Genomic DNA, 13,743 nt, shown 5'->3' with positions numbered 1-13,743 from the left:
ACGCGTCGTGCCCCGACGCGCTCACCGATTTGATTGCCATGTGGCAAGCTCTTGCACGAGCAACGGTGTCGGCCTCCGTGCTGGCCCCACCATGCCTACGCCGAGAAGCGCGGTGGAGTCGAGAGCCACCGCGGCCAGAACGCCACCGACCTCGCTGATAGGGGTACAGCCCTGGCGTCGATTCGCTCCTCTCGCGCCTGGAGCGAGTTGACCGCAACTTGTGCGCGAACTCCTCGTAGCGCTCCGGGCACCCAGAGTGGGGTCGGGCCGTAGTGTGGATCACACTGATGTAAGCTCACCTTGGCGCTTCCTGTTGGGCGACGTATACAAGACGTGCCTATGCGGGCTTGAACGTACTTTAAAGGAATACTGCCGGGGGTAGGGTTGGTGTCTTCTGCACGCGATGGCTACGAATACGACATCGCCGTCTCTTTCGCCGGCGAAGATCGTGATTATGTGGAACGCGTTGTTCGCGAGCTGCAGAAAGAAGGCATTAAGGTATTTTATGATCAGGACATCCAGGATCAGCTCTGGGGGGAGAACCTGATTGATTACCTGAAAGTCGTGTATGGCGGACGCGCGCGGTATGTGGTCCTGTTCATCTCTCGCTACTATCTTGAGAAGAAGTGGACGAACTGGGAGCGGCAAAGCGCCCAGGACCGCGGCTTGCAGCAGCCTTCGCCATACATACTCCCGGTCCGACTGGACGACTCCGAGCTTCCCGGAATGCTCACGAGTGTCGCTTACCTGGACGCCCGCGTGAGCAGCATAAAAGATATCGTCAACGCGGCAAAAGGCAAGCTGGGGTCCATCGGGGTTGCTTCAGGATCAAAGTCAGGCGACGAAGTCCTGCTCAGCGGCATCGACGGTGTCGAATCTCGGAGGCCGAGGCGGAAGCTGCCCGTCCTGATAGTCACCGCCGTCCTTGTGCTCGCGCTCGTGGTAGTGGTGCTGCGGTTCGGGATTTCATGGGCCCCGCCAGACACATCGCAGGGTCGACCGACCCCGGTGACCCCGTCGTCACAGCTGGAAGCGCATCCGCCGCTACCGCCGCCGACCGCGTGCGCCGAACGCAGCACCCACGACTGGTGCGGAAAGCTCCCCGGCGGAGCGGCCGGCTTGGCCGCTGATGGCACGATGGTCATCCTGGCGAAAAATTCGGACAACACGGTTGCGCGCTACAAGCAGTCGAACTTCAAAGAGCATGTCACCCTCGACGGCAACCTCGGCGGCAACGTCGGCGACGCGCCGACCGTCGTGCCCGACGCGCGGGGCCGATTGATCGCATTCGCGGTCGACATCGATGGCACCCTGCGGTACAACTCCAACGTCGAGTCGGAACCCCCGCAGGACAACTGGCTCCCGATCCCCGGAGCCTCCGACATGCGCGGGCGGCCGGCGGCGGCCCAGGATGCCAGTGGCAGGCTCGTGGTGTTCACCAGGGACAACGGAGGACGGCTTTGGCGGACCGCGCAAAGCGATCCGAGCGAGTACAAGTGGGATTCCCCAGTGTTAATGCCCGGCCCCGGCCTCTGGGATGACCCAACGGTCCACCAAGACGTGAACCGCGAACTGCGGGTTTTCGCGTTGACCGACAAAAGCAGCAGTGTGTACACCTGGGCCGAGGACCGGCAGCGACCGCCCTCGGAATCTTGGTCATGGCAGCAGGTCGGAGGGGCGAAACTCGCGACCTCGCCGGCGGTGGTCAAAGATGACCGCCAGCGATTGCATCTGATCGCCCTGGGCGCGGACAACTCCTTGCAGCACATCGTCGAGGATCCGATCCCCAACAAATGGTCGACAGAGTGGTCCGCGATCAGTCCGCCCGGCCTCTACGAGGACCAACCCGCCGCAGCGTGGGACCCGAAATTCGAGATCGTGAAAGCGTACGCCCGGCGCCAGGACCTACGCGACAAGGTTTACTCGGTCAATGCGTCAGGCCCCGAGGCCGAACAATCGATCGCAACGCCCATGGACCGCGTCCTTTCTGTCGCGCCCGACATTGAGGAAGCACTCATCATTTACGGAACCCACGAAGGTGCCGTGGTCACGGCCTGACCTTCGCACAGCGGGAAGCCGCCCGACTCCGGTTTGGCCGATCTCCGGCAGCGCGAGGTCGGTGGAATGGTGTGCAAGTCCGCTTCGGGCGCAAAATCGATTCACCCGGCTCGCCGGGTGAATTTTTATCTGGGCGGCCCCGATCGGCTGGGTCATAGCGAACTCGCAGGTCAACGCCTATGGCCGTGTGATCACGCGTAGTCAGCGCGTCCGCCCGAGATTTCCTCGACGATGCGGGGAGCACCTCGCGGATCAGTCCTCCACCGCATTCGGTGCCTTGGTGATGAGGTGATCTTGCAGCCGGGCGTGGCGGAACTGGTACACCACCCCGGTTTGCCGCAACACGCCGCGCTGATAGGCGTCGGTGAGGAAGGCCTGAACCCGCCAGGGCAGGCGACCGGTCAGGGGCAGCCACCCCCGCACCAGAACTAGCCAGTAGAGCCAGGCGCTCGTAGCGCGAACACCCACAAACCCCGCCACGACCGCAGTCGCGAGCCCGAATGGCAGCCCGTTTATGTCAGCGGCCAGCACGCCGAGCGCGAGTCCGACCGCGAGCATCTTTCGGATGGCGTTTCGCCGGTCTCGGGACAGCGACTCCCCAACACCGACCACATCAGCCGCATCAACGGGTGCCTCAAGCCCGAACGCGAGTACGGACATGAACCCGACCCACAGCCCGAACGGCAGTCCGTCAAGGAGCCCATCGGCGAGCCCTGCCCCGGGCAAGGCGATCCCATCGACGAACTCGACCACGAACCCGCCCCCGAACCCGAACACGAACCCGAGTCCGAACTTGCCGGCGATGAATCGGCCCCGGCCGCGGATCTGAAGGCGCGTACGGCTCGGCGGAGGTCCTGCGGAGCGGACACGAATACGCCTGGCCGAGAGCCCGGCCAGGACCATGACCAAGAGCCCAGCAGTGAGACCGGTCACGATCCCGGCCACGAGCGCGGCCTGGGTCTCGACCCCGAACTGCCGGAGCCCAACTCTCAGGCCGTACGTGGCCCCAGTCCCGAACGCAGGTCCCTGCAGGAGCCCATTACTGACCGCGCTGCCCACGCCCTTGAACCCGTACGCGAGCTGGGCGGCGAGCCCGACCATGAGCCCGTACGCGAGTGCGCTCGCGAGCCCAGTGCCGAGTCCGGTCCCGAGCGCGATGGCGAACTTGGTGGAGAGGAAGCGCGGATTGTCCCGCCTGCGTTGGCCGCGGAGTGCTTTGGTGAGCCCGACTGTCAATGCGACCACGAGCCCGCTTACCAGCATGGCCGGGAGCCCGTACACGAGCCCGACCACGAACCCGTACACGATCCCATCTGCAGGCCCGTCCACAGATCCGAGCCGACGCCCCTGCGGGGCTCCGTTCGTGAGCCAGAATGCCAGGCCATTCGTGAGCCCGAACATGAGCCAGGTGATGAACCCGTCCAGCAGCGCGAAGATGATGGTGCGGTGTGATCGGGGAATGGTGTCGCGGAGCTGCCACCACCCCAGATCGTGGGTGCCTGCTTTGCGGATATGGTGGGCGAGATAGGTCAAGTACCGGTGAGCGCGGTCGATGGGCCACCCTGGACGGCTGCCTGGTTGGTCGGCTTGGTACACGGCGGGCACGAACTCGGCCAGCAGGTGGTCTTGCAGGGCCGGTTCGGCGGGGAACTGGTGGGTGTCGAGCAGTTCTGCGGGGTTCTGGCCTGGGCGATCGCTGTAGATGGTGCGGGCCAGGAACACCATCAACGGGTTGGTCAGGACTTGGCGCAGCATGGCCGGCCCCGGGGCGTGTGGTTCAGCGCGCATCCGCTGCAGGACCGGGTCCCAGATTCCGGTGCGGTTCCCGGCCGCAGTGCGAGGCAGGTACGCGGCCAGGTCGTGCAGGGTCAGGTCGTCGAGTTCGACGACGGCGGCTCCGGTGAAAACGTCCGCGCCGTGCACTGCACTGGTGTACTCCTCGACCCGGCTGGTGACCACGATCGGGGTGTCCGTGATGGTGTTGAGCTGGCGCAGCGCGGCCCGATGCAAACCGGCATCGATTTCGTCGAAACCATCCAGAATGGGCAGAACCCGGTCGGCGTCGATCAGCGCGGCGGCCCGAGAAGGCCCACGCTTCTGGACAGGGGCGGCCAGGCCGGGGTGGTCACGGGCGAGTTGCTCAGCCAGCCACACGTGCAGCGGTGTGGTCGTGGGGTTCCAGGAGCCGACACTGACAATGACCGGAACCCGATGACCAGGCTCGTGGGCTTCTAACAGATCCAACGCCAAGCGGGCGGCCAACACGGTTTTTCCGGAACCAGCCGCGCCGAGCAGAACCAGCCGACCGGACGGGATGCTCCGATAGATCTCACCAAGCTGGTCGATACTCCCAGACAGAGCCAAGGGCTCGGCAGCGGCGCCAGCTGGAAGGCGGCGGATGTTGGCCCACTGATCGGCCAATTCCGGGTTGGGGTGCCAGCGCACCGGCAGCGCTACCGGGTCATGGATCCGGCGATGAGCTTCTTCTCGCCGCCACAGTTTCTGCACACCCAGGGCCAGGCCCTCGGTCCACTTGTCCACCTCGGACTGGGTCGGAGTCCCGGTGGTGATGACGACACCGCCAGAAATCGAGCCAGCCTGCACCACCGGGCCACTGACCACACCGCTGACCTCGTTGCGCGTGACCGCTGGCGAGTGCTTCGAAACACCATCACCGTCCTCCCCCATGATCCCATGGTCGCAGAAGATCGACAGCGACGGGGGAGCAGCCAGGTTTCCGGTAACAGGGAAGCTCACTGACGCCAGAGCACCCGGTGCGCGGTGTCCGCGAAAGCCAAGACACAGCGCACTGCGTGCAGCTCCTCACCTTTTGCCCGCCACTCGCCGCGTGTGCAGCCAACCCGGTGAAAGCGGCTTCGCCGATCAACCGACGCCAGGCAGGCGAAGGCGTGTGGTTAGCGTGCAAGTCTCGAATGTTCTTTTGTCCCACGGGTTTTCAGCAAGCCTGCGACTGGTATTCCTCACTGCTGCCGCTGGGTCCGTCTTCTCGGTGGTCAACTATGTGATCCATCTCGGGGCCCAATTCAGATCGTCGCACGCCCGTACTACGAGGAAACCGCCTTCAGGGACGGGAAGGCGCTGCGGGCCGAACGCCCTTGGGTGTTCAGCGCAGAGCATCAGCCGGCGCTTTGGCTCGCAGTGCTTTCGAGACCACAATCCGAGCGCCTCGCCGAAAACCGAGGCCTGGCGAACACGCCGCAGCCCATCACCGCCGCAGCAGCAGCCAGCAAAGGTGTCGGGAGCAGACGTAGGCGCTCGACGAGGTCAGCTCTCCGCTGCCGCCCCGGCAGGTCCTGGTCGACTTGGGCGTGGATGAGGCCGTTCTGTGACGGGCCGGCGAGCCCCGGGCCCTCATGACGGTGGCGACGCTCTCGTCGCGGCGCGAGGTGACTCGATGGCAGTCCTCCGGTACCGGCCATGTTGGCCTGTTCCCGGGACGGCGCCTACCAGCGCGGCCTTAAAGATATGCACCTTTGACCTAGGAGGCTAACTTGACGTGGTTGACCGCTGGATATCAAAGGTATATATCTTTGTCTCGTTGCGGTACTCGAGTCGGCCGCGACGAGACATCTCCGGAGAAAGGTCGCTCGTGATCAACTTTCAGTCCGCTGACATGGATCGCCGTCGCGCCCACGCGATCGCCAAGGTTCGCGAGGCGATCACCGACCACGGCGGAACGACCCTGCTGAGCACCGGAATTACCGCCGACGACTCCCGTCTGGCCAAGGCCGTCGTCGATGCCGGCGTGCGCCTTCTCGAGCCGAACCACCCTGCTATCGCGCTGGCGCGAGGACTGCATGGCGTCAAGGACATGCACAATGCCGAGAGCGTGCGCCACGAGCTGGACCTGGCTGAGATCGACCGCGTCGTCGCCGGTGTTCGGGCCGTCGCCGGTCCCGAGGTGTTCGTCACTGTCGGCATCCCCGGCGGGTTCACCGAGGTGCAGCCTGTTGCCCTGCGCGAGCAGCACTTCTACGACTTGGCCCGTGCGGGTGCTGATGGATTGCACACGCACAAGTCCAGCCTCGCCGACTTGGAGGACTGGATCGCGGTCGCGCACCGCTATGGTCTGACGGTCGACGCCTACATCGCCCACCCCGAGGACCGGCATCCGTTCGGCATTGCGGCCGCCACGCCCGGAGAAGTGGCCAAGGTCGCCAAGCAGATGGAGGGGATCGGAGCCGATATGATCGGCCTGATGACGGGCATGTCCTACGGTGGGGCCGCTGCTGGTGAGATCCCCGTCGAAATCCGTGACCGTCTTGCGGCCCTGGTCGAAACCGTTTCGGTGCCCACCTTGGCCGAAGGCGGAATCAACGCGGAGAACTTCCGCGCCTTCCGGGGCACCGGCGTCGACATCATCGTCGTGGGCACCTCTTTTGACGACGTGGCGCGGATGGCGGTTGCGCAGACGGCAGCAACGTACATCAGTGCGGGTCAGAAGGCCGTCGCGTCCGTCAGCTGACTCGAACGGGCATGGGTGGTGGGTCCCGCGTCGATGTCGGTCTCCAACTCGATCGAGGTTTCCTCTCATCTTGCGGCTGATGCGTGCCGGCTTCGGTGACTCCTGGGGAGGCAGCCGCGAGTTCTACCGGTGTGCATTCTTCTCGGTGCATCAGGCGAAGTCGACGATGGCTCCTGCTCTGTCGATGTCGAGCAACGCACAGGCGGCCAAGGTTGCCGGGTGCGGGAGGTCGTTTGTCCTTCCGCGTGGTGGAGCCACCGTCAGGGAGCCGCTCCGGCTCCCTGACGGTGGGGCAAACGTTCATGACGACACCGCTGAGGGGCGCCGCGGTGATGGCCCCTGGCACGCTCACTGGCACCCAGTGCTCAGGGACGGTGGGGCAGGGGCGCCATCTGGACAGGTCAGGCGCCGGTCACCGGTGCTTTTGGTGATGAAGCGCTGTTCTTGAGCGCCTTCGCAGCGCTGCCAACGAATTCGCGGGCGGGGGAGGCGGAGCGGGGTCAGGCGAGATGTCCGGCCACTGCCTCTGCCGCTTCTACCACCGAGCCGGAGGCCAGCAACTGCACGGTGCGCTCGATTTCGGGACTCAACCACCGGTCGGCACCTGGGCCGGGCACCCGCTCGCGCAGCAGCCGCACGACGGACGCAGTGGCGGGGGATGGTTGCAGGGGTGCGCGCAAGTCCAGTCCTCGGGCGGCGGTCATCACCTCCACGCTCAAGACCCGAGTGAGCGCATCGATCGCGCGCCGCAACTTGCGCGCAGACGACCATCCCATCGACACGTGGTCTTCCTGCATGGCTGACGAGGGGATCGAGTCAACGCTGGCCGGCACAGCCAGCCGCTTCATTTCACTGACCAGTGCCGCCTGCGTGTACTGCGCGATCATGAGCCCGGAATCCAGACCGGGGGCGGCGGCCAGGAACGCCGGAAGACCGTTGGAGCGGGCCGGGTCGAGCAAGCGGTCGGTCCGCCGCTCGCTGATCGAAGCCAGATCGGCGGCCACGATGGAAAGGAAGTCCAGCACGTACGCGATCGGGGCGCCATGAAAGTTCCCGTTGCTCTCAATGCGCCTGTCATCGAGCACCGCCGGGTTGTCGACCGCGCTGTTGAGCTCGACCTGCGCGATGCGGGCGGCGTGCTCGACGGTGTCGCGGACGGCGCCAGCGACCTGGGGCGCACAGCGCAGGGAATAGGCGTCCTGCACCACGGTGCAGTCCTCTTCCCGGTGACTGGCCATGATCTCCGAGGATGCCAGCAGCGCAGTGAGATTGGCTGCTGAAGCCGCCTGGCCCGCATGCGGGCGTAGCGCCTGCAACTCGGCGGCGAAGACGCGATCGGTCCCCAAGAGCGCTTCCACGCTCATCGCGGCTGCCACATCTGCGCAGGTCAGCAGCTGGCGCAGGTCGTGCACGGCCAGGACGAGCATGCCGAGCATTCCGTCCGTGCCGTTGATCAGAGCGAGCCCTTCCTTCGCGCCGAGCGCGAGTGGGCCGTGGCCCAGCTCAGCCAGCACTTCGGCACTGTCGCGCACCACGCCCTGCGCCGAGCGAACCGGCCCTTCGCCGATGATGGCCAGCGCGCAGTGCGCCAGCGGCGCCAGATCCCCAGAGCAGCCCAGAGAACCGTATTCGTGCACCACCGGGGTCGCGTGGGCGTTCAGGAGTCCCGCGTACCGCTCGGCCACCTCTAGGCGCACCCCGGTGTGCCCGGTCGTGAAGGTCTGCAGCCGCAGCAACATCAGCGCCCGCACCACCTCCCGTTCCACCTCGGGGCCCGAACCGGCAGCGTGCGATCGGATCAACGATGTTTGCAGCCGGGCCCTTGAGGCGGAGTCGATCCTCCGCGTGGCCAACGCTCCGAAACCGGTGGAAACTCCGTAGATCGCCCGCTCTGAGGAGGCGTGTCCTTCGACCACGCTCCTGGCGCGCGTCATCGCTCGGCGGGCGTCCTCAGCGATGGTGACCTGCGCGCCGTCCCGGGCGACCGCTACCACGTCCTCGATCGTCAGAGGCCTGTCTCCCAGCACGATCAGCCCGGCGGCCCCTGCTCTCCGCGCGATCGGCCCGACAAGCTCACGCGTCTGCCCGCTCATGCATGCTCCTCACCCGATTAAACATCTATACCTTTCTACTCTGCGGTATCTGAGCTCTTCTGTACAAGCATCGGGGCGTTGGGTGGGAGCGCTTCGTCACGGCCACCCGCCGAGGGGGTAAAAGCCCAGTATGTGAGCATGTGGAGTGGTGAAGTCGTGATGCGTCGCGGGTGTGCCCAGGGTGCGGGTTCGAGTTTCCTTGACGGTTCTCCGTCGCCCGTCTACCTTTCCGCAAAACATCTATATTGGTTCGGCGGGAGGCACTCGGATGGGCGACGACGTGGCCGCAACAAGCACGCGTACGAGGCTGGTAGCGGTACTGGGCAGCAGCGGTGGGAACCTGCGCAGCCACGGCGGCGACGATCCCGCGAGCCTGCTCCGGGACGTGAATCGGCAGCTGGAGGCCGCAGGCCTGGCGCTGGGCGAAGTGCAGTTCGTCTCGGCGCAGGCGTCGATGGACGGAGTTTCGGACAGCACCCCGGCGCAGCTGTGGGCATTGGTGGACGGGCAGCCGCAGGTGGTGGCCGAAGGACCGCTGGGAGAGGTGAACGCGGCCGCTCGGGACCGTGATGTCCGGTTGTCCGAGCGGGTGCGCGCTGGTGAGATCGACGGGTTGATCCTGATCAGCGCCGACCCGACCGGGGCCAATGCCGCGACGGTGGAGGCAGCGGTCGCAGCCGACCTGCCCGCGGCTGGAACAGGCGGGACCTCGATCGCGACAGCTCAGCAGCTGGGCCTGAAGCTCGTAGCCGCGTCGGGTACGACGGGCACGACATCGACCACTCGAGCGGTGTCGTACGTCGGGGGGCTCGCCCGGCATTGGAAGATCAAGTACAAGCCGGTGCTGGGGGGCGGTTCGTCGGCTGCTGGTGCCGGTGGTGGCGGGCCAGCGTGGCGGCGTATCAGCATCCGCGGGATCATGGTCGGTTCGATCCCGGCTTTCATCGCGCTGGCACTGGTTCTTGCCGTCAGCAAGATCCCCGGACTGAGCGCCGTCAACGAAGTCTTCGAGACACTGATGGCGGGACTGCCCATCGTGGTGGCCGCAGTCGCCGCTCGCAAGGTGTCGGCACTGGACGAGGTCGGCTTGGTGGCCGGCGCTGTGACCGGCATCTTGGGCGCCAAGGGCGGCGTTCTAGGCGGTTTGGCCGGCGGTGTGCTGGCCGGTCTGCTCGCCGCGTGGCTGATCCGCTGGACGCTGGCGCATCGTTTTCCGGCCACGACTGCCAACATCGTCACCGGTGCTGTGGCGGGGTTGCTGCCCGGCCTGCTGGTCCTCTTCGTGCTGGCTCCGGTGACCAGCGCTGTCGGTGACGGGGTCAAGTACAGCATCGAAGCCGCGTTGGCCTTCAACTCCATCGCTGCTGGGGCGCTGGCCGGCGGCGTGATCTGGTTCGCGATCATCGGCGGCGTTTACCACTCGGTGATCTTGCCGTTGGTGCTGCTGGAAATGGGGCAGAAGGGACACAGCTTCTTCGGCGCGATCGACATGGTCAGCCTGGTCATGGTTTCGCTGGGCATCACCCTGGCCGGCGTGGTCAAGCCGCGCACCAGTGGTGAACGCGCCCTGGCCGGATCCGGCGCCGCCGTGAACTTCTTCTTCGGAACTTTCGTGGAAGCTTCTTACCCCTTTATGTTCGGTGACAAGCGAGTCTTCGCCGTCGCCATCGCCTCGGCCACCGTTGGCGGCGCCATGGCAGGCGCCTTCACCGTGGAAGCCTCGGCCTATCTGCCTGCTGTCGTGGCTCCGTTCGTCGCCACCAACTCCGCCGGCATGGCAGCCTCCATGGTCACCAGCCTCGCACTCGCCTTCACCCTTACCTATCTGATCAACCGCCACCACGTTCGCCGGAACCCGGCACCCACCACGTGACCACGACTGTTGGCCACTGCACGTCGAAGGCCTTCGACCACCCGGAATGTGGTACAAGGACTTCCAGGGCACAGGCTAGGAGCAACCATGAGTCGGCGAGCGGGGGCACGGATCCCCCTGCACGAGCAGATGTACACCGTCATCCGGGCACGGATCGCGTCTCGTGAGTGGGACCAGGGACACCAACTGCCGCCGGAGTGGCAGTTGGCCGACGAGTTCGGCGTCAGCCGCGGCACCGCGCGCCAGGCCATCACCCGCCTGGTCAACGATGGTCTTCTCGACCGCTCGGCCGGGCGCGGGACCTTCGTCGCCGACCGCCAGCCTCTGGCGTACCCGGTCTCCGACCTCCTCGGCTTCAGCCGGCGGATCACCGACAGTGGCCGCACTCCCAGTTCCCGAGTCGTCCAGGTCGATGTCGTCCAGCGAAGCCAGGCTCCCGCCGACTTCGTCTTCGACAACGCGGTCCGGAAGCTCTTGTCCATCGGACGCGTCCGCCTCGCGGACGACATTCCCGTGGCCCTGGAGCACTTCTACCTGCCGTGGCCCCGGTTCGCCGGCCTCGCTGACATCGACCTCGAGTCGGTCGGCATCTACGACACCCTGGAGGCAGACTTCGGGGTGAAGATCCAGCTCGGTGACTTCACCCTGACGATCGCCGACCTCGATGAGTGGCAGGCCGAGCAGTTGGACGATCCTCCGGGTTCCCCGGTCTTCCTCATGCGCGGATGCGTCGTCGACAACAACGAGGTCATCATCGCTGGCGTCAGTTCCTACTACCGGCGGGATGCTTTCTCGTTCCAGTTCTCGATGGCCCGGCGCGAACACGGCCAGCACCCGGTGGCGAGGCCGCTCAACCCCGTGCTGTCCTTGCAGCCGGACACTGCTTAGAGGCCTTGGACAAAGATCTCGGTCCGGTACGGCGGTGGCTGGAGTCGATCATTCTCCGGCCGTTGGAGCCCGGGCCGGGCCCACGTGGGCTGCGCGGCCGCGGGATGACTGCAACGGGTGGTTCCCTCGACCGCTGGCATGGCGGCCTCCGCGGCTGCACGGGCCGCGGTGATGGAGTCTTGTTGTGCCTCGGCTGTCTCGATGGCAGGACGCAGAACGTCGAGGAGTGCCTTGTCGCCAAGCTCGGCACCGACGGCCCGCAGCAGCGTTCTGGCGTGGGTTTCCTCCGGCAATTCGCGACTCCGACTGCGCGCGCCGTTCGTCGAGAACCAAGGCCTTTCGTTGTGCAGCGGGGAAAGCTTGGGCTGGCAGCGGTTCTTTCACGTGAACGTGCATTCCGATAGGCTGAAGTGCCGAGATCCGGCATGTGGCATCTCAGATGGCCGTTGATGCGGGCATTTCGCGTGACTGGGCGACTGCAGGGGGGGCGAACTGAAAGGTGCCGGCCATGTCCCTGGACGAGCAGGAAGACGTCAGACTCGACGCCACCGACGTCGGGATCCTCCGTGCGTTGCACCGGCATCCGCGTATCACGGTCGTCAGCCTCGCCGAGTCGTTGCAGTTGGCCAGAAGCACGGTGCAGGCACGGCTGGCTCGGCTGGAGGCGTTGGGCGTGCTCGGTGCGAACGAGGCACACCGGATTCCGCAGCTACTGGGCTTCGAGATCACCGCGTTCGTCCGGGTGGAAGTGCGGCAGCAGGACTTCGAGCGCCTGAGCGGGGACCTGCGCAAGATCCCCGAGGTCCTGGAAGCTCACGGTGTCACCGGCGATGGTGACGTTGTGTGCAAGATCGTGGCCCGGAACGCAGCGGACTTGGGCCGGGTGACGAGGGCGATCACCGATTGCTACGGCGCCCAGCGATCGCGGACCTCGGTCGTGATGAGGGACGTGCTGGGGTATCGCGTCGAGCCGCTGCTGGACCAATCGATCCGTCCGTCCGGTGGGCGCAAGCGGAAATCGGCGAGCCGACGAACGTAGGGCCGCGCCCAGTTCGGTCGGAATCTGCTGCGTGCGCACCGGCGAAGAGCGGGCACCTCCTCTGGTCGAGCTGCGCATCGGAATCGACAGCACCGCGCTCTCGCCGGTGCTGGGGCGAGCTGAGCGCCGTCGGCGCGCCCGAAGGCGGCAGCTCTCCCCAGCAGCGCTGTGCCTGGATGCCGGTCAGTTGCACCGGCCGCGCACGGCGGCGTAGCGATTCACGTCAGCCGGCGATTCGTGCCGCGATCGCGTCGCCGACCTCCGGCGTCGAGCGCTTGGTATCGGCGGTGCGCTCGGTGAGGTCGGCGAGCACGGCGTCCTCGATGCGGGCAGCCGCTTGGTGATGCCCGAGGTGGTCCAGCAGCAACGCTGTTGACAGGATCGCGGCGGTCGGGTCCGCGAGCAGTTCGCCGGCGATGTCGGGAGCCGAGCCGTGCACCGGCTCGAACATCGACGGCGTGGTGCGGTCGGGGTTCACATTGCCCGATGCGGCGAGGCCGATGCCGCCGGTGTTCGCGGCGGCCAGGTCGGTGATGATGTCGCCGAACAGGTTGTCGGTCACGATCACGTCGAAGCGTGACGGATCGGTCGACAGGTAGATCATGGCCGCGTCGATGTGGCAGTAGTCGGTCGTGACGTCGGGATGCTCGGCCGCCACCGCCTCGAACAGCCGCCACCACAGCGAGCCCGCGTTGACGAGCACGTTGGTCTTGTGGACCAGCGTCAACTTCCTGCGAGGTCGGCGCTGCGCACGCGCGAACGCGTCACGGACGACCCGCTCCACGCCGTGCGCCGTATTCACCGACACCTCGGTGGCGACCTCGGCCGGGGTGCCGACCCGGAGGGTGCCACCGTTGCCTGTGTAGGGACCCTCGGTGCCTTCGCGGACCACCACGAAGTCGACCTCGCCGGGGTTGGCGAGCGGCGACGGGACACCGGGGAACAGCTTCGACGGGCGCAGGTTGACGTAGTGGTCGAGCTCGAAGCGGAGCCGCAGCAGCAGCCCGCGTTCGAGGATGCCCGGTGGCAGGTTCGGGTCGTTGGGCTTGCCGCCCACAGCACCGAGCAGGATCACGTCGTGGTCGCGGATCTCGGCCAGCACCGAGTCCGGCAGCACCTCGCCGGTCGAGAGGTAGCGCTCGGCGCCCAGGTCGTAGCGGGTCTGCGCGAACTTCACACCGGCCGGTGCGGCGACCTCAAGGACTTTCAGCGCCTCGGCGGTCACCTCGGGGCCGATCCCGTCCCCGGGGATGACGGCGAGTTTCACGGTCTGCGGGACGGGCGAGTTCGTGGAGTCGGCGGCGAG

8 protein-coding genes are annotated in these 13,743 nt (G+C 66.3%); 5 read left to right on the top strand and 3 right to left on the bottom strand.

What is annotated here, in order from left to right:
• The first annotated feature begins 387 nt into the window (after positions 1-387).
• On the top strand, positions 388-2,058 hold the full coding sequence (locus C4T78_RS03765) for a DUF8189 domain-containing protein (protein ID WP_177247406.1): 1,671 nt from the start codon (positions 388-390) through the stop codon (positions 2,056-2,058).
• 252 nt (positions 2,059-2,310) lie between these two features.
• Here the strand turns inward: C4T78_RS03765 and C4T78_RS03760 are convergent, their stop codons facing one another.
• Positions 2,311-4,815 (bottom strand): NACHT domain-containing protein, encoded by a 2,505-nt coding sequence (locus tag C4T78_RS03760; protein ID WP_093347200.1) that lies wholly within the window; start codon positions 4,813-4,815, stop codon positions 2,311-2,313.
• Positions 4,816-5,668: 853 nt separating this feature from the next.
• Here C4T78_RS03760 and C4T78_RS03755 point away from each other — a divergent pair.
• Complete coding sequence (locus tag C4T78_RS03755; protein ID WP_218161460.1) at positions 5,669-6,544, top strand: hypothetical protein; 876 nt, start codon at positions 5,669-5,671, stop codon at positions 6,542-6,544.
• 500 nt (positions 6,545-7,044) lie between these two features.
• Here the strand turns inward: C4T78_RS03755 and hutH are convergent, their stop codons facing one another.
• Positions 7,045-8,637 (bottom strand): histidine ammonia-lyase, encoded by a 1,593-nt coding sequence (gene hutH, locus C4T78_RS03750; protein WP_093347203.1) that lies wholly within the window; start codon positions 8,635-8,637, stop codon positions 7,045-7,047.
• Between the two features lie 268 nt (positions 8,638-8,905).
• Between hutH and C4T78_RS03745 the strand changes: the two genes are divergently transcribed.
• The 3 genes from C4T78_RS03745 to C4T78_RS03735 all read left to right on the top strand — a co-directional run bounded on the left by C4T78_RS03745 (position 8,906) and on the right by C4T78_RS03735 (position 12,437).
• Positions 8,906-10,510: a PTS sugar transporter gene (locus C4T78_RS03745; RefSeq protein ID WP_093347206.1), complete on the top strand. Its 1,605-nt coding sequence runs from the start codon at positions 8,906-8,908 to the stop codon at positions 10,508-10,510.
• A gap of 129 nt (positions 10,511-10,639) precedes the next feature.
• Positions 10,640-11,398 carry a GntR family transcriptional regulator gene (locus tag C4T78_RS03740; protein ID WP_177247407.1) on the top strand — a complete coding sequence of 253 codons (759 nt, stop codon included), beginning with the start codon at positions 10,640-10,642 and terminating at the stop codon, positions 11,396-11,398.
• A gap of 508 nt (positions 11,399-11,906) precedes the next feature.
• On the top strand, positions 11,907-12,437 hold the full coding sequence (locus C4T78_RS03735) for an Lrp/AsnC family transcriptional regulator (protein WP_093347212.1): 531 nt from the start codon (positions 11,907-11,909) through the stop codon (positions 12,435-12,437).
• Positions 12,438-12,660: 223 nt separating this feature from the next.
• Here the strand turns inward: C4T78_RS03735 and C4T78_RS03730 are convergent, their stop codons facing one another.
• Positions 12,661-13,704 carry a 3-isopropylmalate dehydrogenase gene (locus C4T78_RS03730; protein ID WP_218161507.1) on the bottom strand — a complete coding sequence of 348 codons (1,044 nt, stop codon included), beginning with the start codon at positions 13,702-13,704 and terminating at the stop codon, positions 12,661-12,663.
• Positions 13,705-13,743 lie beyond the last annotated feature (39 nt).

The organism is Saccharopolyspora kobensis, assembly GCF_900108315.1.
GTDB lineage: Bacteria > Actinomycetota > Actinomycetes > Mycobacteriales > Pseudonocardiaceae > Saccharopolyspora > Saccharopolyspora kobensis.
The sequence above is the reverse complement of the archived record's forward strand: the minus strand, read 5'-3'. Positions and strand labels throughout refer to the sequence as shown.

Excerpts from the sequence above, each read along its gene's own strand:
- C4T78_RS03735 (WP_093347212.1), top strand. The coding sequence starts at position 11,907 with ATGTCCCTGGACGAGCAGGAAGACGTCAGACTCGACGCCACCGACGTC.
- C4T78_RS03745 (WP_093347206.1), top strand. The coding sequence starts at position 8,906 with ATGGGCGACGACGTGGCCGCAACAAGCACGCGTACGAGGCTGGTAGCG.
- C4T78_RS03740 (WP_177247407.1), top strand. The coding sequence starts at position 10,640 with ATGTACACCGTCATCCGGGCACGGATCGCGTCTCGTGAGTGGGACCAG.
- hutH (WP_093347203.1), bottom strand. The coding sequence starts at position 8,637 with ATGAGCGGGCAGACGCGTGAGCTTGTCGGGCCGATCGCGCGGAGAGCA.